The sequence below is a fragment of the Methylovorus menthalis genome (genome assembly GCF_020523625.1).
Classification (GTDB): Bacteria; Pseudomonadota; Gammaproteobacteria; order Burkholderiales; family Methylophilaceae; genus Methylovorus; species Methylovorus menthalis.
This window is the reverse complement of sequence record NZ_JAJAQH010000006.1, coordinates 1,212,450-1,237,523: the sequence shown is the minus strand read 5'-3', so window position 1 is coordinate 1,237,523 and position 25,074 is coordinate 1,212,450. Positions and strand designations below refer to the sequence as shown.

The 25,074-nt window shown below is 53.7% G+C and carries 22 protein-coding genes; 12 read left to right on the top strand and 10 right to left on the bottom strand.

Annotation, left to right across the window (positions count from 1 at the left end; translation table 11 throughout):
• The first annotated feature begins 148 nt into the window (after positions 1–148).
• Positions 149–925, top strand: coding sequence for a TrmH family RNA methyltransferase (locus tag LG204_RS11655; protein WP_230337426.1), 777 nt, complete (start codon positions 149–151; stop codon positions 923–925).
• 51 nt (positions 926–976) lie between these two features.
• On the opposite strand, the gene LG204_RS11650 is transcribed toward LG204_RS11655, so the two are convergent.
• From LG204_RS11650 to LG204_RS11635, 4 genes are all read right to left on the bottom strand, one after another.
• Entirely contained in the window at positions 977–1,534 is a 558-nt protein-coding gene (locus LG204_RS11650; RefSeq protein ID WP_230337425.1) for a DUF2062 domain-containing protein, read from the bottom strand.
• Positions 1,535–1,618: 84 nt separating this feature from the next.
• Positions 1,619–2,512 carry an Hsp33 family molecular chaperone HslO gene (gene hslO / locus LG204_RS11645; protein WP_230337424.1) on the bottom strand — a complete coding sequence of 298 codons (894 nt, stop codon included), beginning with the start codon at positions 2,510–2,512 and terminating at the stop codon, positions 1,619–1,621.
• Between the two features lie 67 nt (positions 2,513–2,579).
• Complete coding sequence (gene gluQRS, locus LG204_RS11640) at positions 2,580–3,473, bottom strand: tRNA glutamyl-Q(34) synthetase GluQRS (RefSeq protein WP_230337423.1); 894 nt, start codon at positions 3,471–3,473, stop codon at positions 2,580–2,582.
• 12 nt (positions 3,474–3,485) lie between these two features.
• Positions 3,486–3,797, bottom strand: coding sequence for a DUF3301 domain-containing protein (locus LG204_RS11635; protein WP_230337422.1), 312 nt, complete (start codon positions 3,795–3,797; stop codon positions 3,486–3,488).
• A 329-nt stretch (positions 3,798–4,126) separates the two neighbouring features.
• Here LG204_RS11635 and LG204_RS11630 point away from each other — a divergent pair, with 329 nt between their 5' ends.
• Positions 4,127–4,780, top strand: coding sequence for a hypothetical protein (locus LG204_RS11630; RefSeq protein ID WP_230337421.1), 654 nt, complete (start codon positions 4,127–4,129; stop codon positions 4,778–4,780).
• Positions 4,781–4,840: 60 nt separating this feature from the next.
• Here the strand turns inward: LG204_RS11630 and pap are convergent, their stop codons facing one another.
• Complete coding sequence (gene pap / locus LG204_RS11625; protein WP_230337420.1) at positions 4,841–6,349, bottom strand: polyphosphate:AMP phosphotransferase; 1,509 nt, start codon at positions 6,347–6,349, stop codon at positions 4,841–4,843.
• Between the two features lie 114 nt (positions 6,350–6,463).
• A complete protein-coding gene (gene ada, locus LG204_RS11620) occupies positions 6,464–7,546 on the bottom strand; it encodes a bifunctional DNA-binding transcriptional regulator/O6-methylguanine-DNA methyltransferase Ada (RefSeq protein ID WP_230337419.1) in 1,083 nt (360 codons plus the stop codon).
• A gap of 236 nt (positions 7,547–7,782) precedes the next feature.
• Here ada and LG204_RS11615 point away from each other — a divergent pair, with 236 nt between their 5' ends.
• The 7 genes from LG204_RS11615 to LG204_RS11585 all read left to right on the top strand — a co-directional run bounded on the left by LG204_RS11615 (position 7,783) and on the right by LG204_RS11585 (position 14,775).
• Positions 7,783–8,106, top strand: a complete 324-nt coding sequence (locus LG204_RS11615; protein ID WP_230337418.1) for an ArsR/SmtB family transcription factor — start codon at positions 7,783–7,785, stop codon at positions 8,104–8,106.
• Positions 8,107–8,108: 2 nt separating this feature from the next.
• On the top strand, positions 8,109–8,594 hold the full coding sequence (locus tag LG204_RS11610) for an ArsI/CadI family heavy metal resistance metalloenzyme (protein WP_230337417.1): 486 nt from the start codon (positions 8,109–8,111) through the stop codon (positions 8,592–8,594).
• A 19-nt stretch (positions 8,595–8,613) separates the two neighbouring features.
• Positions 8,614–9,126, top strand: coding sequence for an arsenate reductase ArsC (locus LG204_RS11605; RefSeq protein ID WP_230337416.1), 513 nt, complete (start codon positions 8,614–8,616; stop codon positions 9,124–9,126).
• Positions 9,123–10,145, top strand: a complete 1,023-nt coding sequence (gene arsB / locus LG204_RS11600) for an ACR3 family arsenite efflux transporter (RefSeq protein ID WP_328441789.1) — start codon at positions 9,123–9,125, stop codon at positions 10,143–10,145. The genes LG204_RS11605 and arsB overlap by 4 nt, the downstream gene beginning before the upstream one ends.
• 217 nt (positions 10,146–10,362) lie before the next feature.
• Entirely contained in the window at positions 10,363–11,571 is a 1,209-nt protein-coding gene (locus LG204_RS11595) for an ammonium transporter (protein WP_230337415.1), read from the top strand.
• A 137-nt stretch (positions 11,572–11,708) separates the two neighbouring features.
• Positions 11,709–11,924 (top strand): DNA-3-methyladenine glycosylase I, encoded by a 216-nt coding sequence (locus LG204_RS11590; protein WP_230337414.1) that lies wholly within the window; start codon positions 11,709–11,711, stop codon positions 11,922–11,924.
• A gap of 322 nt (positions 11,925–12,246) precedes the next feature.
• On the top strand, positions 12,247–14,775 hold the full coding sequence (locus tag LG204_RS11585) for a methyl-accepting chemotaxis protein (RefSeq protein WP_230337413.1): 2,529 nt from the start codon (positions 12,247–12,249) through the stop codon (positions 14,773–14,775).
• A gap of 60 nt (positions 14,776–14,835) precedes the next feature.
• On the opposite strand, the gene LG204_RS11580 is transcribed toward LG204_RS11585, so the two are convergent.
• A complete protein-coding gene (locus LG204_RS11580; RefSeq protein ID WP_230337412.1) occupies positions 14,836–15,297 on the bottom strand; it encodes an Aca2/YdiL-like domain-containing protein in 462 nt (153 codons plus the stop codon).
• 167 nt (positions 15,298–15,464) lie between these two features.
• Here LG204_RS11580 and LG204_RS14105 point away from each other — a divergent pair, with 167 nt between their 5' ends.
• A complete protein-coding gene (locus tag LG204_RS14105; protein WP_328441785.1) occupies positions 15,465–15,860 on the top strand; it encodes a hypothetical protein in 396 nt (131 codons plus the stop codon).
• A 147-nt stretch (positions 15,861–16,007) separates the two neighbouring features.
• Here LG204_RS14105 and LG204_RS11570 read toward each other — a convergent pair whose 3' ends face one another.
• Positions 16,008–16,334: a cupin domain-containing protein gene (locus LG204_RS11570; RefSeq protein ID WP_230337411.1), complete on the bottom strand. Its 327-nt coding sequence runs from the start codon at positions 16,332–16,334 to the stop codon at positions 16,008–16,010.
• 247 nt (positions 16,335–16,581) lie between these two features.
• Between LG204_RS11570 and LG204_RS11565 the strand changes: the two genes are divergently transcribed.
• Together LG204_RS11565 and LG204_RS11560 are read left to right on the top strand one after the other, a co-directional pair.
• On the top strand, positions 16,582–18,912 hold the full coding sequence (locus LG204_RS11565) for a putative bifunctional diguanylate cyclase/phosphodiesterase (protein WP_230337410.1): 2,331 nt from the start codon (positions 16,582–16,584) through the stop codon (positions 18,910–18,912).
• A gap of 40 nt (positions 18,913–18,952) precedes the next feature.
• Entirely contained in the window at positions 18,953–20,224 is a 1,272-nt protein-coding gene (locus tag LG204_RS11560; RefSeq protein WP_230337409.1) for an OmpP1/FadL family transporter, read from the top strand.
• A 369-nt stretch (positions 20,225–20,593) separates the two neighbouring features.
• Here the strand turns inward: LG204_RS11560 and cfa are convergent, their stop codons facing one another.
• Together cfa and LG204_RS11550 are read right to left on the bottom strand one after the other, a co-directional pair.
• Positions 20,594–21,772, bottom strand: coding sequence for a cyclopropane fatty acyl phospholipid synthase (gene cfa / locus LG204_RS11555; RefSeq protein ID WP_230337408.1), 1,179 nt, complete (start codon positions 21,770–21,772; stop codon positions 20,594–20,596).
• 538 nt (positions 21,773–22,310) lie between these two features.
• Positions 22,311–24,920 (bottom strand): sensor domain-containing protein, encoded by a 2,610-nt coding sequence (locus LG204_RS11550; protein ID WP_230337407.1) that lies wholly within the window; start codon positions 24,918–24,920, stop codon positions 22,311–22,313.
• Between the last annotated feature and the right edge of the window lie 154 nt (positions 24,921–25,074).

Sequence of the window (25,074 nt, the reverse complement as noted above, 5' to 3'; positions counted from 1 at the left end):
TCAGTGATGATCACATGCCATGCCGGCGACAGGTCCGGGTGCAAAAGTATTACCCCGAACGCCATCTTTTGCAAACCTCGTCTCGGCATTGCCTACGGCCCGTTGGCGTAATCGGGTAAAATGCCGGCACTCCCCCCTGGAACCTGCCATGAGCTTCAAACATATTACCTCGCGCGACAACCCTGTCTTCAAGCAACTTAAAAAGCTGGCGGAATCTTCCCGCGAGCGCCGCCGCCTGGGCCAGACCCTGCTGGATGGCCCGCATTTGCTGCGGGATTACATGGCGGTATTTGGCATGCCGCGCCAGCTCATTATTGCCGAAGGGCAGTCCACCAATGAGGTGAATGGCCTGATACAGGAACTGGCGGATATCCCGACACTGATGGTGACGACGCTGATGTTTGCCGAGTTATCGCCGGTGACAACGCCAACTGGCATCCTGGCGCTGGTAGATACGCCCCAGCTAGCCATCCCTGAAACGCTGGAGTTTGTGCTGATGCTGGAAGATATTCAGGACCCGGGCAATCTGGGCAGCATGTTGCGCTCCGCGGCAGCTGCGGGCGTGCAGGTGGTCTACTTGTCGGAAGGCTGTGCCGAAGCATGGTCGCCCAAGGCACTACGTGGCGGGCAGGGCGCGCAGTTTGTGTTGCCGGTGGTGGAGCGGTCGGACTTGCTGGCATTGACCGAGAATTTTTCAGGGGAGACGCTGGCGACGGTCATGCAGGGGGAATCCTTGTATGCGCAGGATCTGCGCCAGCCCGTGGCATTCCTGATTGGCAATGAAGGCGCGGGCCTCAGCCTGAAACTGCAAGCGGCGGCCAGCCGCAAGATTCATATTCCCATGCAGGGGCAGGTGGAGTCACTCAATGCGGCTGCGGCCACGTCTATCTGTGTGTTTGAGCGTCTGCGGCAGAATCTGAACTAGGGGTAATCTCCCGGGTCTGGTTGGTGATGCTGGCTGGACCGAACCGCGCTATCAGGCCGCAGATTTGCGTCGTTTAGCGCGGCGCTGATCCTGCCGCCATTTCCAGATCACCAGTGTCCCCACATAGGTCACGGTTGAGCCGACCACGGCCAGCGTGGCTAAGCCTGTCACCAGCGGCAAGCCTGCACTTTTCAGCCACGCCAGGCTGCTGTCTATCCAGTGCATATCCACCATCATGGGTTCAGCTTCGATGGCATGCTCCAGCAGTGGCGCTATCTCCTGCTGGCCGATCAATAGCGAGCCTATGCTGTACGCCAGCCAGTACACCGGAGGAAAGGTGAATGGGTTGGTGACCAGTGTCGCCAGCATGGCAATGCTGATGTTGGCACGCATGAATAGCGCGGTGAGCGCGGCGGCGAAGAATTGCCCGAAGGGAATGATAAAGGCAAAGAAGATGCCGATGGCCGCGCCGCGCGCCACGGCCTTGCGCTCAAGGCGCCACAGCCGTCTATCCTGCAATTGCTTGCGGAATGGACTGAGCCAGCGCGAAGCCAGGATGGTATCCCGGGTTGGAATGTGCTGCTGGAACCGCTTGAATGAAAAGGCCATGCTTACGCCAAGGCTGAGAGGGCGTGCAGATTAGCACGGCCCTCGTGACAGTTTGATGATCCGCTCGGCCCCAGGCCACGCCGCCTAGTGACGGCTTTGCGTGGCAGGCATAACAATGTCCGGGCTGAACAGCTGCTCGGTGTCGACCTTGTCGAAGGTGTATTCGGCGTTACAGAAATCGCAATGTATTTCAATGGTGCTTTGTTCCTCCAGTATCTCGGCCACTTCCTGCGGACCCAGCATTTTCAGCATGTTTCCCACGCTGGTGCGGGAGCAGCTGCAATGGAAATTCACTGCCTGCGGCTCAAACAGGCGCACATCTTCCTGATGAAACAAGCGCTGCAGCATCTGCTCGGCGGATAATCCTAGCAACTCCTCGGGCTTGACCGTATCGGCCAGAAAGCCCATGCGATCCCAGGCGTCCAGGTCTTGCTCAGGCTGGTCTGGCAGCTTTTGCAGCAGCATGCCGGCGGCACTGTTTTCATTGGCCGACAGCCAGATGCGCGTGGCAATCTGCTCGGAGCGCTGCATGTAGTTCTGCAGGATTTCGCTGATGTTGTCGCCTTCCAGCGGCACAATGCCCTGGTAGGTCTGGCCGCCATCCTTGGGGTCCAGGGTAATGACAAAATGACCATTGCCGACCAGTTCGGTAAAGCGCATGCCTTCCAGGTCGCCTGTCCATTTGGCCGTGGCGCGCAGCCCAAGTTCCGCAGTGCACTCCACCACGAGCAGATTTACCGGGCCTTGCCCCTGAATCTGCAGGACCAGAGCGCCGCCCTGCATCTTGAGGGTGGCAGAAAGCAAGGCGCTGGCGGCCATCAGCTCGCCCAGGGCGCTTCTCAGCACAGGCGGGCATTGCTGATGCTGCAAGGCGCTTTGCAGGGTACGGTCCAGATGCACGGTATTGCCGCGAATCGGGGTGTTGTCGAAAACGAAGCGATGCAACAGATCTTGATGCTGGATAGATAGTGTATTCATGGTCTCATTTTAACATGGAGGCTAAGCCGGTGCTTTGCAAGCAGGCTTGCGCAAAGTGCTGCAAGGTCTAGATGGGGTAGGGAATATGGCGGGTTTTCGGAATAACCTGCAGCTGCCAGTGTTCACCGGCCCAGGCCCAGAGCTCCGCGAGCGGTGCCTGCCGCAAGCTATCCGGCGGGGATTGCTGCAAAAACTGCAATACCTGCCAGAGTTGTTCGCTGGCATGCTGCCATTCCAGCGCGGGGGCTAATGTCTGTTTGCTGAGTTTTTCGCCTGCGGCATTGGTGGCAACGGGCACATGCGCATAGCCGGGCTGCGGCAGCTGGAGCGCTTGCTGCAAAAAAATCTGCCTGGGCGTCGAGTCCAGCAGGTCGGCGCCGCGCAGCACATGGGTGATACCTTGCCAGCCGTCATCCACCACCACGGCGAGCTGGTAGGCAAACAGGCCATCGGCGCGTTTCAGTACAAAATCGCCGATGTCGTCAGCCAGCTGTTGCTGCTGTGGCCCTTGAATTTCATCTTCAAAATGGATGGCTTGATCGCCCACCCGGATGCGCCATGCCCGGGCGGATTTCCCCGGTGCCAGCCCATCGCGGCAGGTGCCGGGGTAGACCAGACCGTCAATGCCGTGGTACCCCGAGTCGGCAATTTCCTTGCGCGAGCAACCGCAGCCGTAGATCGCGCCCTGCTCTTGCAGCTGGGCCAGCGCTGCTGCATACGCCTCCTGGCGCTGGCTTTGATAGATCACCGGGCCATGCCACTCAAAGCCATAGTGTTCCAGCGTGCGCAGAATATGGTCAGCGGCGCCGGGCAGCGTGCGTGGGGTATCCAGGTCTTCCATGCGGACCAGCCATTCGCCTTGCATGGCATGCGCCTGCAGGTAGCTTGCGGTGGCGGCGATCAGCGAGCCGAAATGCAAGGGCCCGGTAGGTGAGGGGGCAAAACGGCCACGATAGGGCATGCGGATAATGACCTAATGCACCGCCTGCAGATAGGGCGGAATATGCCAGGAATGCAGCTGGCGCCCCAGCATCTGCAGCTGGCAGGCCATGCGGTCACTGCCATGGGCGCTCACATCAAACTCATAAGTCCGCAGCAATTGCACACGGCCACGACTGTTGCGGCCCACGCGTATGCGTGTGCAGGCCACGGATTCATCCAGCAATTGCAGGTTGGTGCGTTCCACCAGGGCGCTGCCATGCTGGATGGCAGCCTCGCGGCTGCCAATGCTGTCCAGCCAGAACCAGGCGCTGGCGAGCAGAATAACGATCAATAAAATTTCCACGGTCAGGACTTTTAGGTTGGTTATTTTTCTAAGTTGACTATTTTTCTAACTTCACTATTTTTCTAACTTCACTATTTTTACAGTGAACAAGGCTTTATGCACGCCAGTGGCATGGTGATATGCATGCTGAATGGCGGCCCTGCCCATTTTTGCACGGAGACCATGCCCTGAAAAGCAAATTAAAGATGGGGCTGACCGCCCCGCTTTTAAAGAGCCGTGGTGCGTAAAGCGTGTTGATGTCCAGCGCATGTGCATGCACCTTTCATTCTTCCGCCCTTATCAGTTATAGTGATTCGTCAGAATTCAGGCTTTCCATTTCAAGTACATGTATGAGCAATAGTCGTGAGCAAGAGGCCCGTCAAGCCTACCTCAATTTGTTGAAAGCCAAAGGCGCTGATGCCGCGACCCTGCAGCATCGCGAACGTTTTTTACAGGCGCTGGCGGTCGATCTGGCGAATCAGGCAGCCGATAGCGCCATCTACCGCGATGTTGTGGAAAAGCATCTGGAACAACTGCCGCGAGCCGAGTGGCCTTTGCTGCTGGCAGTGGCGCGTGAATACTTCCCTTTCTGGATTCAGGATATCAAGGCGGTGGCGGCCATGAATGCCGATGCGGGCTTTGCGCCGCCTGCCGTGGCCTGGCAGCCGCTGTCCCAAAACCTGCAAGCCTTGTGGGATAGCCTCGATCAAACTCAGTTCAGCACCGCTGAAAACTGGCCGCTCAAGGCCTACCGCCATGCCTTGCGCCAAGAGGGCGCGGAGCTAGAGGTGGTGGAAACCCGTATCAAGCTGGTGAAGCTGCTGCTGGTGAGGCTGCGCGATGCCCCCGCGCAAGATGCCAAGCTTTATCGTCTGGCGGTGGACAATACCTTGCCGCTGTTTGACATGAAAGAAACCCGGCGTCTGTTTCTGGTGGTGGTGCGCGAGTTTTATTACTTCTGGATAGGCGATCCCGAAGCGCTTGAGCATATTGTGCTGAGTTAGCTTTTCTCTGAGGGCGATGCCGGCTAGAGAATACGAGCCGGGTTTAGTCACGTTCAGCCTTTACGTTTTGTTGCCTTCCAGCTTTTCCTGTTGTTCCAGCGCCTCTTCCAGACGCGCGCACAGCGTTTTCAGTATCTTGATGCGCGCAAAATATTTGTCATTTGCCTCGATCAATGTCCACGGTGCCTGGCCGGTGCTGGTGCGGTCTATCATGTCGCACACGGCGTCCTGGTAAGCATCCCATTTGCTGCGGTTGCGCCAGTCTTCTTCGGTGATCTTGAAACGTTTGAAGGCGGTTTTTTCTCGTGCTTCAAACCGGGCCAGCTGCTCTTCCGGACTGATCTGCAGCCAGAATTTCACCACCAGGGTGTTGTGTTCGGCGATCTGCTCTTCAAAGTCATTGATCTCGGCATATGCGCGTTGCCAGTCGGCATCGGCGCACAAGCCTTCCACGCGTTCCACCAATACCCGGCCATACCAGCTGCGATCAAAAATGGTGATGCGCCTGCGGCGAGGCAGATGCCGCCAGAAACGCCACAGGTAGGGATGCTGGCGCTCTTCTTCCGTGGGCGCGGCAATCGGCACCACGTTGTAGCTGCGGGCGTCCAGCGCCTGTGTGATGCGCCGTATGCTGCCGCCCTTGCCTGCGGCATCCACGCCTTCAAACACAATCACAACCGAGAGTTTTCTGAAGGCGGGGTGGCGGGTCAGCTGGTTCAGTTTGCCCTGGGTTTTCTCCAGTTGCAGACTGTATTCTTCCTTGCCCAGTGACTGATCAAGATTCAGGGTGTCAACTATGCGTAACTGGTCCAATGGCGGCATGAAAGGCGCCGCCAGTGCGCTGGGCGGACGCGGCTTGTTATCCAGCCGGTTGCGTATGGCCTCGAGGATTACCTGGCCCGCCGTCAGATTGCGATAATTGGCGTCATAGCCTTCCACAATCACCCATGGGGCAAACGCGGTGCTGGTTTCGCGGATGACATGACCGCTGACATTCTTGATCTTGTCGTAGAGTTTCAGCTCGGCCATATCCTGGTCGGTAATGCGCCAGCGCGTGGCTGGGTCTTTTTGCAGGCTTTTGATGCGGGTTTTCTGTTGGTCCTTGCTCAAGTGAAACCACAGCTTGATCAGCAAGGTGCCTTCATCGGTTAGCATGCGCTCCAGCCGCACGATGTCCTCTATTGCTTTATCCAGCGCATTTTTCTTGATCTTGCCGTGGGATTTGTCCGTGATGGGGTCGTTATACCAGGAGCCAAACAGAATGCCGATTTCGCCCTGGGGTGGCAGCGATTGCCAGAAACGCCACATGGGCGGACGCTGGCTTTCCTCACTGGTGGCCGGGCCAAAGGCAAAGGTATTGATGTGCCGCGGATCAAACCATTCGTTGAGGATATTGGCGGTTTCTCCCTTGCCACCGCCATTGACGCCACCGATCAGCACGATCACCGGAAATTTGCGGCTTTGCAGCATATCGTATTGCGCATCGAGCAGGGCTTCGCGCAATGCTGGCAGGCGTTTCTTGTATTCCTCCCGGTCTATCTTGTGGCCAATTTCGGCGGATTCAAACATGGCTAAGTGGCTCCGGTGATAAGGCCATGGTGCTGGCAGCCATGGCGGTGTGTTAAGGGTGAGGGCTCCAGTGTATACCCGCGAAGTCGACAGGCGTATGACATGGGCACCTCTTCATTGACTGGCTTCGCGCTTCAATAATTCCTGCTTGCGCGCAATTCCCCAGCGATAGCCTGTTAAACGGCCATCGCTGCCCACTACCCGGTGACATGGGATCGCCATTGCCAGCCTATTGGCCGCGCAGGCGCTTGCCACCGCGCGGATAGCCTTGGGTTTGCCTATGCGCTCGGCGAGCTGGCGGTAGCTGATGGTGCTGCCGCGAGGAATATCCCGCAAGGCCTGCCACACCCGCTGCTGAAAGGCCGTGCCCTGGATATCCAGCGGTAAATCCAGGCCAAGCGCCGGCGTCTCGATAAAGCGCAATACCGATGCCAGCTGCTGTTCCAGCACCGCATCCTGTTCCACGATCTTGGCATGGGGGAATCGGGCATGTAATTCCTGCAGCAGCTTGGCGGCATCATCGCCCATGGCAATGGCGCACACGCCGCGCTCGCTGGCGGCGACCAGCAAGGTGCCCAGGCTGCATGGCGATATTCCCGCACGAATCAGCATGCCGCGCCCGCCTTGCTGGTAGCGCGTGGGCGTCATACCCAGCAGGCGGCCAGATTGCGTATAAAAACGGCTGCTGCTGTTAAAGCCTGCCTCCAACATGGCATCAGTGACGCTGCGGCTGGCTTGCAGATGCTCCCGTAGCTGCTGGCTGCGGTGTGCCATGGCATACGCCTTGGGGGTCAGTCCAGTGGCCGCTTTGAAAAGGCGATGAAAATGCGAAACACTGAGCCCGGCCATCTCTGCCAAAGCCTGCAGGCTGGGCACGTGCTCTGCCTGCTCAATGTGGCGGCATGCCTGGGTAATGCTTTCAACATGAGGTGCTTGAGCATCTGCAGTTGCCAGGGCTGGCTTGCAGCGTTTGCATGCGCGAAACCCCGCATGCTCGGCCTCCGCCGCCGAGCGGAAATACTGCACATTCTCCGGCTTGGGCGTGCGCGCGCCACAGGTCGGGCGGCAATAGATGCCTGTGGTCCGAACGCCATACAAAAAGCAGCCCTCGGCCGCCGGGTTACGCTGCTGAATCTGTTGCCAACGGGGATCAGTCAAGGGCATGGGGTAGGGCGCACTTGTTAAGAAACTGCACATAATTTTACGCTCAATCAAAAGGATGAGCGGCAATCTAGCGCGTTGCCTCCCTGCCTGCACTCCGCTTCTTATCATTGAATTTTCTGATGTGTGGGTGCGGGGCTGCATGGCGCGCAGCGACAAATGGGCAAACACAAGTTCGATGACTCAGGCTCGCAATATCAGCTTCGCCTATTAAGAAAAACAGATTAAGAAAAACAGGTTGACCATTTCCATATTTCGACTATTATAGAAATATGGAAAATACATCAGCAGTAAAAGCACTCGCAGCATTGGCCCAGGAATCGCGCCTGGGGGTATTTCGTCTGCTGGTTCAGGCCGGGCCAGAGGGGCTGGCGGCTGGCAAGATCAGCGAACTCGCTTCTATCCCGCCCTCATCGCTGTCGTTCCACCTCAAGGAGCTGGCGCATGCCGAGCTGGTGAGCGCCAGGACAGAAGGGCGCTTTGTCATTTACTCGGCCAACTTTGCCCGCATGAATGATCTGCTGGCATTCCTCACTGAAAACTGTTGCGGCGGAACCGCCTGCATCTCACTCGATTGCGCAAGCAAAGGAGCTTAACCATGAAACGCATGCATATCCATATTGCGGTGGACGACCTTGACGCCAATATCCAGTTTTATTCGGCGCTGTTCAACGCGGCTCCGGCGGTGCTCAAGCCCGATTACGCCAAGTGGATGCTGGATGATCCTCGCATCAACTTTGCCATCTCCATGCGCAACGCGCCCGCTGGCCTGAATCATCTGGGCATACAAGTCGAAAACGAAGGTGAACTGACGGAGATGCACACTCGCCTGCAGGCGATAGAGCAGCAGACAGCAGCGCAGGTGAAGCCTGAACTGGGCGCGGCCTGTTGTTATGCCAAGTCCGACAAATACTGGGTTACCGATCCCCAGGGTGTGCCATGGGAAACCTATCACACGCTGGAAGCCATCCCCGTGTTTGGTGCGTCGGCGGCGGAGCCTGCTGCGCAAGGTGAGTGCTGTGTGCCGATCACCATGATAGGCAAAGCAACAAAACCGGCAGACGCCAAACCCGGCTGTTGCTGATTATCTGGACGGCACAAACATGAGCGAGAACGTGGTTAAGGTACTGATTTTATGCACGGGAAACTCCGCCCGCAGCATTATGGCGGAAGCTTTGTTCAATATGCTGGGGCAGGGCCGCTTCAAGGCTTACAGCGCGGGCAGCCACCCCAATGGCAAGGTGAACCCGTATGCCATCGAGCAAGTGGCCGCGATAGGCTATGACACCAGCGCCTTGCGCAGCAAGAGCTGGGATGAGTTTGCCCAGGCGGATGCGCCGCAGATGGACTTCATCATTACCGTATGTGACAACGCCGCAGGCGAGCTTTGCCCGGTATGGCCCGGTAAGCCCATCGCCGCGCACTGGGGATTTGAAGATCCGGCGGCCGTGCAGGGCACGGATGATGAAAAGCGTGCTGCGTTTAAGCGCATTTTTCAGCAGATAGAAGGCTGCGTTGCCCAGCTGATGGCTTTACCCCTGAACCAGCTGGACCCTGATGCCATTCGGCAGCACATGCAAGCGATAGTGCAAACACAACAGGAACAGGCGTTGTGAATATATTCGAGCGCTATCTTTCGCTATGGGTGGGCTTGTGCATTGTGGTCGGCGTCATGCTCGGGCAATGGCTGCCCGCGTGGTTTGAAGCCGTTGCTGGCCTGGAGTGGGCGGGGATCAATCTGCTGGTGGGCCTGCTGATCTGGGTCATGATCATTCCCATGCTCATGAAAGTGGATTTTCGTTCCTTGAGCGAAGTGAAATCGCACTGGAAAGGCATCTCCGTCACGCTTTTCATCAACTGGGCGGTCAAGCCTTTTTCCATGGCGTTACTGGCATGGCTGTTCATCCATCAGGTATTTTCCTCGTATTTACCGGCAGAGCAGCTGGATAGTTATGTCGCCGGGCTGATTCTGCTGGCCGCCGCACCCTGTACCGCCATGGTGTTTGTCTGGAGCCGACTGGTGAATGGCAATCCGCTGTTTACGCTTTCGCAGGTGGCGCTCAATGACAGCATCATGGTCATCGCCTTTGCGCCCATCGTGGCGCTGTTGCTGGGGTTATCGTCCATTCATGTGCCGTGGACCACCCTGATGGTGTCGGTGCTGTTTTACATCGTGATCCCCGTGATCATCGCCCAGGGCTGGCGCAAACATCTGCTGCAACAAGGCACGCCCCGCCTCAATGCCGTGCTGGAGAAAACCGGGCCATGGTCCATGCTGGCATTGCTGCTCATGCTGGTGCTGCTGTTTGCGTTTCAGGGGCAGGCGATCATGACGCAGCCGCTGGTGATCCTGCTGCTCGCGGTGCCGATTCTGGTGCAGGTCTTCTTCAATTTTGGGCTGGCTTACTGGCTGAATCGGCAAGTGGGCGAGTCGCATGCGATTGCCGGACCTTCTTCCCTCATTGGCGCCAGCAATTTTTTCGAGCTGGCCGTGGCCACCGCCATCAGTCTGTTCGGTTTTCATTCCGGCGCGGCGCTGGCTACTGTGGTTGGTGTGCTGATCGAGGTGCCCGTCATGCTGCTCATCGTGCAACTGGTGAATCGCAGTCAGGGTTGGTACCAGACAAAGCGCTGATGCCCCATTTTCAGGCGCAATATCCTGGCAGAAGTCATAAATTCCGCCGTTTAATCCACCTAATGCACACTTAACGTGCGCTGCACTGACAAATGCACTTTAAATGTGCAAAGTCTCAACGAACCAAATACCGAAATCCTGAATAAACAATAACTTGCTGTATTGGCTTGAATTTTGCTCTTTTGAGCCAAACAAAAATTTCACAGGAGAGTACGCAATGGAGTCGGTGCAGTCAGCAAATGATGTTGTTTTTATATTGCTCGGGGCGATTATGGTGCTTGCCATGCACGCCGGGTTTGCCTTCCTTGAAGTGGGCACGGTGCGCAGCAAAAACCAGGTAAATGCGCTGGTCAAGATCATGGTGGATTTTTCGGTATCCACCATTGCCTATTTTTTCATCGGCTATGGCATTGCCTATGGCGTAGATTTCATGCACGGCGCCGATGTGCTGGCCGCGAAGAATGGCTATGAGCTGGTCAAGTTTTTCTTCCTGCTGACCTTTGCCGCTGCGATTCCCGCCATCATCTCTGGCGGCATAGCCGAACGTGCCAAATTCAATCCGCAAATAGCCGCGACATTTGCCCTGGTCGGGCTGGTGTATCCCTTCTTTGAAGGCATCGCCTGGAACGGCCATTACGGTATTCAAGCCTGGCTCACGCAGCAATTCGGCTTCGCCTTCCATGACTTTGCCGGTTCCGTGGTGGTACACGCCATGGGCGGCTGGATCGCCCTCGGCGCCGTCATCATGCTAGGCGCCCGCCACGGCCGCTACAGCAAAGATGGCCGTCTGCATGCATTTCCGCCATCCAATATCCCATTCCTGGCATTGGGTGCATGGATACTCACCGTCGGCTGGTTTGGCTTCAACGTCATGTCCGCCCAAACCCTCAATGCCGTAAGCGGCCTGGTCGCATTGAATTCCCTCATGGCACTGGTCGGTGGCACCATCGCCGCCGTCATCCTCGGTCGCAACGACCCCGGCTTTGTACACAATGGCCCGCTCGCTGGCCTGGTCGCCGTCTGCGCAGGCTCTGACGTCATGCATCCGCTGGGCGCCCTGGTCACCGGTGGCGTCGCTGGCCTGCTATTCGTATGGACCTTCACCTACGTGCAAAACCGCTGGAAAATCGACGACGTCCTCGGCGTATGGCCACTGCATGGCCTGTGCGGCGCCTGGGGCGGTGTCGCCGCCGGTATTTTTGGCTCACAAGCTCTAGGCGGCATGGGCGGCGTCAACATCGTTTCGCAACTCATTGGCACAACGCTGGGCGTGGTGATCGCATTGGCTGGAGGATTGCTGGTTTATGGCGTGCTCAAGGCTGTGGTTGGTATCCGGCTGACGCAGGAGGAAGAATACATGGGCGCTGATCTGAGCATCCATAAAATACCTGCAACTTCACATTTAAGTGCGCTGGGGGATGATTAAATATTCCATATCCGACCTGGCATCATCCGCGCCCGGGCCAAAATAGAGGCGACTATTCGGGGCGCGCAGATTTACTGCGAAATGGAAAGCCGTGGTGAAGCTTCCGTGATTTTTGCTGGTCGATCACTGGCGGCAAGGTGATCGAGGGTGATGGACAATGCTGGGTAGCGAATTCACCACTCTCTGAACGAATCTCAAAGGAACTCAAGAAAAGGCTTCAAGTTCGTGGGCCCACGATTGTATATGCCTGGATGCAAGCCGTAGGTATGGTGAATGATCATGCGTTGGATTGTTTTTGTCGGAGGAGGACTATCCCTGAAATCTGGGTTAACGCTCGTATCCACCTTTACTGACCTATTGTCCCAGTACACTCGCTTTGCTGATTTCTCAATTAGCGTCTTTCGCCTCGCACAAAGTTAGCCTCGAACACCATAGCCGCTATTGGTGTTCAAACAGTAGGGTTCTATTGGTTAACTAATGATCTCTCGTTCAATGGCGAAGGCGCTGTATGCTCGTTTCAGAACAGTGGCAGGTCTTTCCCTCTGCTAGCCCGGCGTAATTTCATAAATTTGTCATAAATAGTTCATCTAAGGTTTATCTATAAGCTGACGATAAGTAATTGATCCTTTTAGTTTCTGTGCGTCAGTCTTACCTATTAACCCTAGAGGTTTCCATATGCTATCCAAACTACAGAACTTTCGTGTGGGTACCAGGCTATCCATAGGCTTTGTCGTCATCATGACATTAATGATTGGCAGCTCAGTGTTCGCCGTGCTTCAGGTGAATGATGTGAGCCGAACATGGGAGAGTTTTGAATCCATTACCCTGCAAAAGCGCGATGCCATCGACACCGCGTCGAAAGGCCTGGCAGATGGGATTCATTATTTTAAAAATTATGTTCTGCGTGGCGGGGAGTACGCGGATAAGTTTGCGCAAAGCATGGCGAATATTGAAAAAGGCATGGAAAGCTATAAACGCTTGGGCACCATGTCAGAGGAGGAGTCTCTCTTACTCGAGAAGATCTCAAAAGGTGTTGCTGATTACAAAGTGGCACAGGCTCAGGTCATGCAGCTCAAGCTTGCGGGGACGGATATTGCCACGTTGGATAAATCCGTCAAAGGCGCGGACAAGCCGGTGAATGCTGCGCTTGGCGAGCTGCTGGAGCTCAACCATCGCAATACTTCGATTGCTTCCGCCCATATGAAAGCGACGGTAAGCGCCGCCATCAAGTGGGTCATCATACTGTCGGTGATTATATTAATCATGGGGTTCTTGATCGCCTGGATATTGACCCATTCCATTACCAAGCCATTAAACAAAGCACTCCAAATGGCAAAAAACATTTCACATGGGCAGTTGGAAGAGACGTCCATTCCAGTGCATCGGGATGAAACGGGGCAGCTGCTGATCGAGATGCAATCCATGGCAAGAACAATTAACACGTTTATCTCGGATGTTCAGCAAATGTCTTTTGCGCACAAGGCTGGCGACATTGATGTGCATGTCGCAACGGAAAAATTCCAGGGCTCTTACAAATCCATGGTCGCAGGGGTGAACAATATGGTCGCCGATCATATTGACCTGAATCGGCGAGCGTTAAAGGTAGTACTGGAGTTTGGAGAGGGGAATTTCAACGCTCCATTAGAGCTCTTCCCCGGCAAGCAAGCCTTTATAAACGACACCATTGAGCAGGTGCGAAATAACCTGAAACATCTGATTGTCGATGTTGATACCCTGGCGAAAGCCGCTCAAGAAGGAAACCTGTCTGTCCGCGTGGATGCCACGAAGCATCAAGGAGATTTCAAGAGGATTGTCGATGGGTTCAACCATACACTGGATGCGGTGATCGGGCCTTTGAACCTGGCCGCCCAATATATCGATGATCTATCCAAGGGAAGTATTCCCAAGAAGATTGATCAATCATTCCATGGGGATTTCGAGCGCCTGAAACTCAATATCAACCAGTGTATAGATGCCATCAATGGCCTGGTTGAAGATGCCTCTTTACTGGCGGCCAGTGCGGCAGAAGGTAATTTGGCGATTAGAGCCGATGCTCAGAAGCATTTTGGCGAATATAGAAAAATTGTCGATGGTGTGAATTCCACTCTGGATGGCGTCGTAGGCCCATTGAATATTGCAGCCTCCTACATAAGTCAGATATCCAAAGGCTCAATACCCAAGTCGATTGATGAGGAGTTTAAAGGTGATTTCAACATCATTAAATCCAATTTGAATACATGTATTCTCGCCATTAATCGCCTTATTCAAGATACCAAGGTATTGGTCGATGCCGCTGAGGACGGCCGCATTTATGTGAGAGCAGACTCTAGTCAGCATGAAGGGGACTTCAAGAAAATTGTGGAGGGAATTAATCAAACCCTGCAATTAATTGCGGACCCGATTGTGGTCGTGAAGCTGGCTGCCGAAACAATCAATCAAGGCGCCAGTGAAATATCCAATGGAAACAATGACCTGTCCCAACGAACGGAAGAGCAGGCAAGTTCGCTTGAAGAGACTGCCAGCAGCATGGAGGAGCTAGCCTCTACGGTGAAGCAGAATGCCGACAACGCAAGGCACGCCAACGAACTCGCCAATGAAGCCTCCAGTATCGCGGTCAAGGGCGGCGAGGCCATGAGCGAGGTGATTAACACCATGAGTGACATTAACGCCAGCGCGCACCAGATTGAAGAAATCATCAGTGTCATTAATGGCATTTCATTTCAAACCAATATCCTGGCATTGAATGCCGCTGTGGAAGCGGCACGGGCCGGGGAAAATGGCCGAGGTTTTGCCGTGGTCGCAGAAGAGGTGCGTAACTTGGCACAACGATCATCCACCGCCGCAAAAGAAATCAAAGAGCTGATAACAGCGTCTGTGTCCAAAACGATTGATGGAACAAGGCAAGTAGAAGCCGCGGGAAAAACGATAGATGAAACAGCAACTGCTTTTAAACGCGTGGCCCAGATTATTGGGGAGATTGCCTCTGCATCCGCTGAACAGAGTTCTGGGATCAATCAAGTTAATAACGCGATCACGTTAATGGATCAGGTCACGCAGCAAAATGCCGCCTTAGTTGAAGAAGCTGCGGCTGCCGCCGAATCATTAATGGAGCAAGCGGATAATCTTGTCGGGGCTGTCAAAAAATTTAAAACCGATCCAGCTCAATCTTCCAATGTGCGCCAATTGAGTTTCTCTGCGGGATAGCAAGGTTAGCTCGAAAGAGGAAAAATCCTCTGAGACGCCAGCCTTGCTCTCATCTCAACCTTACCGAGTCACCACCGACGCCCACTGATCACGCATCACTTGGCTATCCAGTCGGCCATTGAGCCAGCTTTGGTAGGCGTTGTTGTCAAACAGCACGAGCTCAATCACGGGGAATTCTTCAGCGAGGGCGGCCATGGCCATACAGTGGGGTTTCCATTGCACGGCGGTGGCGTCTTGTTGCGTGAGCCAGTCGGTTTCGGTGCCGTAGTAAGTGAGTGAGATCGACTCTGGCATGCCTTGCACATTGCAGATGTGCAGAAGTTGGCCGCGGGCTTCTTCGATCAGCTGGCGTTTGTAGCTGACGAGGTTGCGCAGGGTGTTTTCTATTTCGTCGGGGATGGGCTGGGCGTTGCTTTCCCAGTTTTTCCAGGTGGCGAGAGGGACGGCTGCGACCATGTAGGCGGCTTCTTGCGGGGTGTAGCCCAGCGACAGGCGAAGTGCTTGTAGGGTGGTTCCATTCATATGTCGATTTTACCTTGTTGCTTGCGAACATCAGGTTTTTTGTTGGGGACAGTGCCGCTGGCGGTCAATCGCATTGTCATGAAAGTGACGCAAAACTGTAACGCATGCCTATGGCGGCTTGCTATAGACTTGAGCCCTTGAATTAATGATGTAAATCGGGGGTAATTATGAAGATGAGTAGTCCGGAGTATTTGGAGCAGGCCAAGAAACTGAATGCTGAAGAGCAGGAGCGGTTGCTTTCCAGAATGGCGGGTAAATTGCCGCGTCGTCTGCAAAAGGACAAGCTCAGTAAAGAGGAAGCTCTGGCGATTCAGCTGGAAATTGAGGATGAGCAATTGCATGAGTGGCGCGAGCGCATGTATGCGATCAAGGCGAAAAACAAGGCAGATACTGAGCCCAAGGCAAAGGCAAAGTCAGCCAAGCACGTGGCTGAGGATGCGCCTGCTGTAGTAAAAGCTGCAGCCAAGAAAGCGCCTGAGAAAAAAGAGGTGGTACAGCCTGAGTTGCCAAAGGCTGAGGCGCCTGCCAAGAAGCCTGGCACCAAGAAGAAAGCATTAAGTTGAGTTAATGCTGCGTAGTGATGACTCTGCAACCAGGCTGTGCGCATGGTTGCGCTACCTCAACTTGAGTCAAATAAAAAAGCCCCATGCTGATTAAGCGTGGGGCTTTTTTATTTGGGGCTGGTGCCAGGCTGGCTGGAAAACCCTAATTTAGCCTTTGATTTTAAGAAGGATTCTTCTGAATACCTGTGTCAGGGCATTGCCGTCGAGCTTGTAGTGTTTGTACAGCGGTTGTTTTACTTCCCACTCAATTTTAAGGCCCGCGGGGAAGGTGACGAGATCCCCTTTGCCGAATTTCACTGTTTCGCCGTTCTCCAGGGTGGCGATGCATTCGCCCTCCAGTAGGTAGGCGATTTCTTGCTCAGGAAATACCCATGGAAATACGGAGACTTCTTTTTTCCAGGTAGGCCATTTGGTAACGCTCAATGCGGCCAGATGGTCTTTTGAGGGATTGTGTTCAACGATGATCTTGCTCATGTGCTTGTGATGTCCTGTCTGGTTTCGTGATTCGTATTGCGACGCATCCGTATGGTAGTGCAATTGCGCTTGCTCGTGTGCTTATGCAAACCATGTTGTGCAGATTTTCCTGCGAGCGCAATAACGTGCTGTATTGCCGGCAGAGGAGTAGCATGTACTTGTCTGCATGAGGAAAATTAAAGAAAAAAGTGCATGCGACGATACCTTAATGAAGGGTAAAAAATAATAAGAGCAGCACGGAGAGGATATGTCAGGGAATGGATATCAGCCGTCGCCAGGGGATTTTCTGTATTCGGGCAACCATGCAGATCTGACACTGGAAATTGTAGAGATGCTCTACGCCAGCAGCACACGTTCATTTGTATTTGCGACTATTGTGGCAAGCTTGCTGGTGTATGTGCAGTCGGACGTGATTCCATTGTCCGTCAGCCTGGCCTGGATTACTTTTTTTCTGATTGCCTACATCCTGCGCAAGGCCTTGGTCTGGGTTTACCTGCGCACGCCCGCGCATTCCTATCATCCTGTTTTCTGGCTTAACTGGTTCCGCGCGTTGTCCGGCCTGTGCGGGGTTGCCTGGGGTTTGTCTGGCATTTTTCTTTTTTATCCTGACGATACGGCGCATCAGGCATTTTTGACGCTCGCGCTGGCGGGGGTGTGTGGCGGGGCGGTCATGGCTTATGCGACTGATAAGCCTACTGCGTTTGCTTTTGCTGGTGGACTGGTGCTGCTGGGGCTGCCGCGGTTTTTCTGGGATGGCAATCACTTTTCCATGCTCATGGCAGTGAATCTGCTGCTTTTCATTTTATACGTCTCGATTGCCAGCTTTAAATTGGCCAATCGTTTACGCGAAAACATCGTCTTGCGCATTACGGCTCACCAACGTCAGGAGGCGATAAATGCTATGGCGCAGCGACAAAAGCTGCATATCGATCATACGCCGCTGGCGGTCATCGAGTGGGATGTAGGCTTCAGGGTGACCTCTTGGAATGCGGCTGCGGAGCATATTTTCGGTTATCCGCCTTCGGAAGCGATGGGGCAGCACATGAGTTTTATTGTGCCTGTAGAGGGGCGATTGATGGCTCAGGAGATCATGAACAAGCTGGCGCATGAGGCCGGTGGCCAGCATTGGCAGCATGACAATGTGCGGCGCGATGGCCGGGTGATTCATTGCGAATGGTTTAATACCGCGATCAAGAACGACCAGAACCGCATTATTGGGTTTGCCTCGCTGATTCAAGATGAGACGGCCTACAAGAAGGCGCAGGATGAGATTGAGCGCCTAGCGTATTTTGATGCTTTGACCAATCTGCCGAATAGACGGCTATTGATGGAGCGGCTTTCGCAGGCACTCAACAATAGCCGCAGTTCACTACGCATTGGCGGGTTGATGTTTATTGATCTGGATAACTTCAAGACACTGAACGACAGTCGCGGCCATGCGTTTGGTGATTTGCTGCTGAAAGAGGTGGCGACGCGTCTGCTACGGGCGGTGAGAAACCACGATACCGTAGCGCGCATTGGCGGGGATGAGTTTGTGCTGCTGCTGGAAGATATTGGGCGGGATGAAGAAGCAGCCATCCAGACGGCCAGCCAAATTGCGGGAAAAATTCTTGGGGATATCGCCTTGCCGGTTGATTTGGGAAACTACAAGCATCAATGCTCCGCCAGTATTGGAATCTGCATATTCCAGCGCCAAGGCATGCATGTGGAAGAAGTGCTGAAGCGGGCAGATGCTGCCATGTATGAAACCAAACGGGCGGGCCGCAACAATTACCGCTTCTTTGATGAAAGCATGCTGCCGGTGATCGATTTGCGTGCCAGCCTCAAAAATGATCTGCGTTTTGCGCTTTCGCTAGGCCAGTTTGAGCTTTATTACCAGCCCCAAGTCGATGGTCAGTTGCAGACCACAGGGGCGGAGGTATTGCTACGCTGGCATCACCCGGAGCGCGGCATGGTCTCGCCTGCGGAGTTTATTCCATTGGCAGAGGAGTCTGGTCTGATTATCCCCATTGGCAACTGGGTGTTGCAGCAGGCGTGCATGCAACTGGGCAAGTGGAGTCACCATGCCAAAACCAGTCACTTGCGGCTTGCGGTCAATGTCAGTGCCATGCAGTTTGGCCAGACTGACTTCGTTGAGCAGGTGCGCCATGCCCTGCTCGAAAGCGGTTGCAACGAAAAATTGCTGGTGCTAGAGCTGACAGAAAGCCTGGTGATTCAGAATATTGATGACATTGTCAGCAAGATGCAGGCGCTTAAAAGCATAGGCGTTTCGCTTTCCATGGATGACTTTGGGCTTGGCTATTCTTCGCTTTCGCTATTGCTGCGCTTGCCGCTGGATTCCTTGAAGATAGACCAGAGCTTTGTGCGTGAGATCCAGGATAACGCACCCAAAAATGACAGCGCCGTGATTGTGCAAACCATTATCGCCATGAGCAAAAACCTGGGGCTGGATGTGATTGCAGAGGGAATTGAGGAGCCGTATCAGCAAGTGTTTCTTGAACAGGTGGGATGCCATGCGTATCAGGGGTATCTGTATGGCAGGCCTACGGAGCTATCGGTATTTGAGCACACACTTTAAAAAAACAGACACCTTACTAAAATAAAAAAGCGGGGGGATTATGCGGAATGACCATATTGTGGCAAGTCTGCTGTTCAGAGCACTTTCGGTACTAGCCATCTCCATTATCCTGCCCTCAACGGCGCATGGCGCAGGGTTTTCCCTCATTGAGCAAAGTGTCAGTGCCATGGGCAACGCCTATGCAGGCGCTGCCGCCAGCGCTGAGGATGCCTCCACGGTGTATTTCAACCCGGCTGGCATGGTGTATTTACCGCAATCACAACTGGTCGTAGGCGCGCATGCCATTCGTCCATCGGGGCATTTCAATAACGAGGGCTCGGTGAGTGCCTTGGGTCGGCCTGGCACAGATGAAGGCGGGAACATCGGCGACTGGGCGGTGGTGCCCAATTTTTACTACTCGCATGTGGTAACGCCGGATATACGACTGGGTATTTCGGTGAATGCGCCATTCGGCCTCAAGACCGAATATGACAAGGGCTGGATAGGGCGCTTTCAGGCGGTGAAATCCGAGCTAAAAACCTACAACATCAACCCCGCGATTGCGTTTCGGGTAAGTGATCGCCTGTCACTGGGGCTGGGGGTCTCCGTGATGTATGCGGATGCCGAGCTGACGCGTGCGGTGAATCTCGTCACGAGCGAGAGTACTGCCAATATCTCAGGTGATGATTGGGGCTATGGGTTTAATCTGGGCGCCATCTATCAACTTGCCAGCGATACCCGCATTGGCCTCGCTTACCGTTCCCGCGTTGTGCAGCATCTGGAAGGCACGGTAAAGTTTGGTCAGGCACTGGCGGCCAATAACGGCAAGATCAGCGCCAATCTGGACTTGCCGGAATCCTTCTCGCTGAGTGCTATCCATCATTTGAATGCGCAATGGGAGCTGCTGGGGGATATCAGCTGGACGCGCTGGAGCCAGTTCAACGAATTGAGAATCCTCAATAGCAACGGCACTGTCCTTAGCCTGACTCCCGAAAATTGGCAAAACACCATGCGGTATTCGCTGGGCGTAAGTTATCGCTACAACCCGCAATGGAAGCTGCGTGCCGGTGTGGCCTATGATGAAGAAGCCATGAGCGAACGTGACCGTACAACGCGCATCCCCGGCAACGACAGGCTCTGGCTTACGCTGGGGGCTGGCTGGGATATATCAGATAGAGACCGACTCGATGTTGGCTATGCGCATTTGTTTTTGCGGGATGCTCATATTGATGACAACCAAAGCAGCGCATCTGCAGGCTTTAATGGGCGTATAACCGGCAGCTACGATAGCAATGTCAATATTATCTCGGTGCAATGGAGCAGGTGGTTTTAAAGGGGGAAATACAAGAGAGGTTGGTGAAAATCGCCATCCGGGAAACTTTTACAAACTGTTACATTTGCGCGATTAGCTATCAAACCCAACGTGGACAGTAAGCATTACTTATTAAGTGATTGATAATCCATAAAAAAACAAATGCTCTCAAACGGCGTCTGGTTACCCGTCGAAGCTTGTAGGACTAATCCTACAAAGTCGACAGACAAACTCGTCTGAGAGCATGAATAAGAAATCTATACCATTGGTTCTGCAATATTTTCATTCCCTAATAGAAGTATTGCACAACCCTTCGTTATATACCCGTCGTTTCCCCAACGGCGGGTATTTTTTTGTCTACTGATTCTAATGGTTTTTTCAAAGAATGGGTCAGCGGACAGAGCGATAAACCTGCCTCTTTTCACGTTTGCTCAATACCAGCTGCCATAGCTGGCCCTGCCGGGAGCGAAAGTATCCTGCGCAACACATCAGGTAATAGCGCCACATGCGATAAAACCGTTCGCCATATTGCGCTGAAAGCGTTGGCCATGCCTCGTTGAAATTCTGCCACCAGCTCATCAGCGTGCGGTCGTAATCCTGGCCAAAGTTGTGCCAGTCTTCCAGAATGAATTTGTCTTCAATGGCTTGTGTAATTTCGGTCGCTGACGGAATCTTGCCATTGGGGAAGATGTAATTGTCTATCCATGCATCGGTGTTGGGGGCTGTGACGTAATTGCCTATGGTATGCAGCAAAAAAAGGCCATCCTTCTTGAGTAGATCGTGCGCCTGTTGGAAGTAAACAGGATAATTTTTTGGCCCCACATGCTCAAACATGCCGACGGAAACAATTTTGTCGTATTGGCCACGCAAATCCCGATAGTCCATCAGCACAATGTCGACTGGCAGGTGCGCACAACGCTGTTGGGCCAGCTTTTGCTGCTCCCTGGAAACGGTGATCCCCGTGACATTGACGCCGTAATGCTCAGCCGCGTAGCGAGCCAGACCGCCCCAGCCGCAACCGATTTCCAGCAGGTGTTCACCGGGCTTGAGAGCCAGTTTGCGGCAGATCATGTCGAGCTTGTGCTGCTGGGCTTGTTCCAGATTGTCGGCATGCTCCCAGTAGGCGCAGGAGTAACTCATGGAAGAGTCGAGCATAGCCTCGAAGACATCGTTGCCAATATCGTAGTGCTTGTGGGCCACGGTAAATGCGCGCTCTTGTGACTGCAAATTGAAGAGGCGATGCCGCACGGCTTCAGCCAACAAGCGGAAACGAGCCCAGCCTTTTAACTTGCGATCCAGATCAGCGCTCAGCAAGCGGTGAAAGGTTTCATCAAGCTGTTCGGCTTCCCACAAGCCTTCCATGTACGCCACGCCAAACCCCAGCGAGCCTTTATATAGGATCATTTGGTAGACTTTTTCATCGTAAATCTGGATATCCCAAGGCTGGGTGCCATTGATGGTAAGCCCGACATCAGCCAGGAGATCACTGATTACCCGCGGCGGCTCGGGTTGTGGTCGCGATGGCTGACGAAAAAACGGCGTTGTTTCTGTTAGCTTGTGCACAACCATTCACTCCCATGACTAAAGTGGCGTGTGGGCACCACTGTTAAGCATCGACAAGAACCGGATGAACGCGTTTTTCCCCTGAGTCACAGCGAAGAGGATGGGGACGATACAGAAATCAGAACTCCATGGGCCCACTCAGTTCCTGGCAATACCAATGCCAGCAAGACCTGAAGGCAGCTAATGCCTGATGAAGGGGTTCGTTCTGTGTTTTTTGAAAGGGTATGCCGAGCGGATAAGGAATTCAAGAGCCTCCGCGCTCGCCATGCGGGTGAACCGGATGTCTGACATGCATATCAGACAAATGCCGACAGATCGAAAACCAGAAGGCCTCTATTATGAACTCACAACATTTCCTGACTCTTAATGTTGTGACTCTCTCTGATGAGTGAGCCTGTTATACCCGCTGTTATCCCCGATGGCGGGTATTTTTTTGCCCATCGTTTGTGATGAATGCAGTGATCTGTATATGCAATCTTACGCAACGTGGTCGCTACCTGGTATCACTGCCATCATAGTCAGTGTACTGGTGTGGGTTAGCGCTTCAATGTTTGAGATAAGCCTCAAATGCTGGAGCCGGCAGCGGCGGGGAGAAGAGATAACCTTGCCCGAAATCACAGCCTATCTGCTGCAATAGCTCGCGTTGCTCTTCCGTTTCAATGCCTTCCGCCACCACTTTGATATCCAGCTTGTGCGCCATGATGATGATCGCCTCGCACAAAGCCATGTCGCTGGAGTTGCGGCTGAGATTGCGCACAAAAATCCGGTCTATCTTGAGGTAATCAATGTCAAATTTCTTGAGATATGACAAGGATGAATAGCCCGTGCCAAAATCATCCAGTGCCACCTGCACCCCTGCATCGCGGAACCCCAGCAGCTGGGCAGAAATACTTTCGTCGGTATGCATCAGCAGCCCCTCGGTAATTTCTACCACGATACTTTGCCGGGGGAGACCGTTCATCAGCAGAAATTCTATCCAGGCTTGATGCCCATTGGTTTCGTTATGAAACTGCACAGGGGATTTGTTGATGCTGATCTGAAAACCAGCATGATGTAGCGATTGCAAGCGTTTTGCCTGGCGTGCCGCCTCGTAAAATACCCAATTGCCTATATCCACAATCAGCCCGGTTTCTTCTGCCAGAGGAATGAATTGATCCGGGGGAATCATGCCGCGTGTGGGATGTTGCCAGCGTAGCAAGGCTTCGGCCTTAAGCACTTGCCCAGACGCGAGGTCAATGATCGGCTGGTAATACAGCTCAAATTGCTGCCCAGGGAGCGCCAGATGCAAGTCGTTGCTAAGGCGCATGCGGTTTTGGGCATGTGCCTGCATGGAGGCGGTGAAATACGAATAGCGATTGCGTCCATTACTTTTTGCCACGTACATGGCTTGATCCGCATTTTTGAATAACACCTCGCCGATGTTGCCATCTTCCGGATAAATCGTGATGCCTATGCTGACCGAGACATGCGTGAGGTCGTTGTCCAACTGGAAGGGCGCCTCAAACTTTTTCAGGATGGATTGAGCGATGTCCTGCACGACATCTTTATCGTCAAGCCCGGACAAAATCACTACAAATTCATCACCGCCCAATCGCGCCACTGTGTCGCACTCACGTACCGAGTGTAGCAATCGTAGTGCGGAGTCTTGCAACAGTTGGTCGCCCATCAGGTGGCCATAGGTATCGTTCACTTCCTTGAATCGGTCTAGATCCAGGAACAGCACCGCCAGCCTTTGCTTGTTACGATCCGCCTTGAGGATTTCCTGATTGAGCCTGTCGTGCAACATGCGCCGATTAGGCAGGCCCGTTAACTGATCAAAGTTGGCCTGTCGCCAGATAACTTCCTGATTCTGCTTGTTCTTTGTGATGTCCGAGAATAGGGCTACACGGCGGATGACTTCGCCATTTTCATTGTAAATGGTATCTATTGTCAGCCACTCGGCATAGCTCTCCCCATTCTTGCGGCGGTTCCACACCTCGCCTTGCCATTTGCCATTGCTATCCAGCAGATGCCACATCTCTTCATAAAACTTTCGATCCTGCTTTCCGGAAGCGAGGATTTTCGGGGTTTTCCCGACCACTTCCTGCGCGGTATAGCCTGTCATTTCAGTAAATGCCGGGTTCACCGACAAAATCTGACTATCGCCATCTACTACCATGATGGCTTCACTGCTGTTTTCAAACACCAGGGTGGCGAGACGCATCTTGTCCTCAGCCACTTTGCGGTCGCTAATATCCTGAAAAGAACCTTGCAGCTTGACTACGCGGCCATCGGTGATTTTTGGCGTACATACGGTGCGCACCCATTTGCGAATACCGCGCGCTGTGACCAGCTCTAGTTCCAGATCGTAAGGTGTTCCATGTTCAATGGCATTTTTGACGGCGGCGTCAATTTTCTTGTGAGATTCATACTCATAAAAGCCTAGCCCGAACTCGACAGAAATGTTGTCCTTGAATTCCACGCCGTGAATATGGGCGACTTCCCGTGTCCAGCTTCCAATGCCCGTTTCAACGTCAAATTCCCAGCCACCAATATGCGCGATAGCGGACATATCCGTCAGCAATTGTTCGCTATCGCGTAGCTTTTCGAGTACGCGCAAGCGCTCGGTAATATCGCGGACAATGGCCTGAATGTAATCATGACCGCCAATTCTCAGCAGGCAGGCGCTGACTTCCACCGGGAATGCAATGCCATCTGCACGCTTGTGCTCTGTCTCGAAAATAATGCCATCGTGTTGAGATTCCGCCAGCAAGCAGCTGCGCCAATCACTCGCTTCATCTGGTAACAACTGGCGGGCATGTATTTGCTGCATTTCCGTGCGCGTATATCCGTACATGCGCAATGCCCGGGCATTGGCGTCTACCAGTTTGCCAGTGTGATCGAACAGCAAAATGCTGTCGTTGGCATGTACAGTCAGGCTGTTATAGCGCGATGCCAGCAATTGCTGGCGGCTGATCAGAAGATACAGGAGGCCCGCCGTTAGGAGGATGAACAGCAAGCCTTTGATGGTCTGGAAATGCGTGATTCTGGTGGCTTCGGGAAGGAGTAATGCCAGCACTTGGTCGGAGGCCATAATCCAAAGGACCGCAAATACGCAATAGATCAGCGGGATGCGAATGGCTGCATAGCGTAATTTTCGGTTAAAGAGTTTCATGGGTTTCCATAGGCTTGGCTGCTTTAAACAGGATTAAAGGTAGCTGGGCCGTCTTTAAATAAGACCGCATGCAAGTGTGGTTAGTCGAAATAAGCAGTTTGCTTTTGTGCCAAAGTTTTTGAAAGCGCTATTTTATGAGTAGGGTAACGGTTAA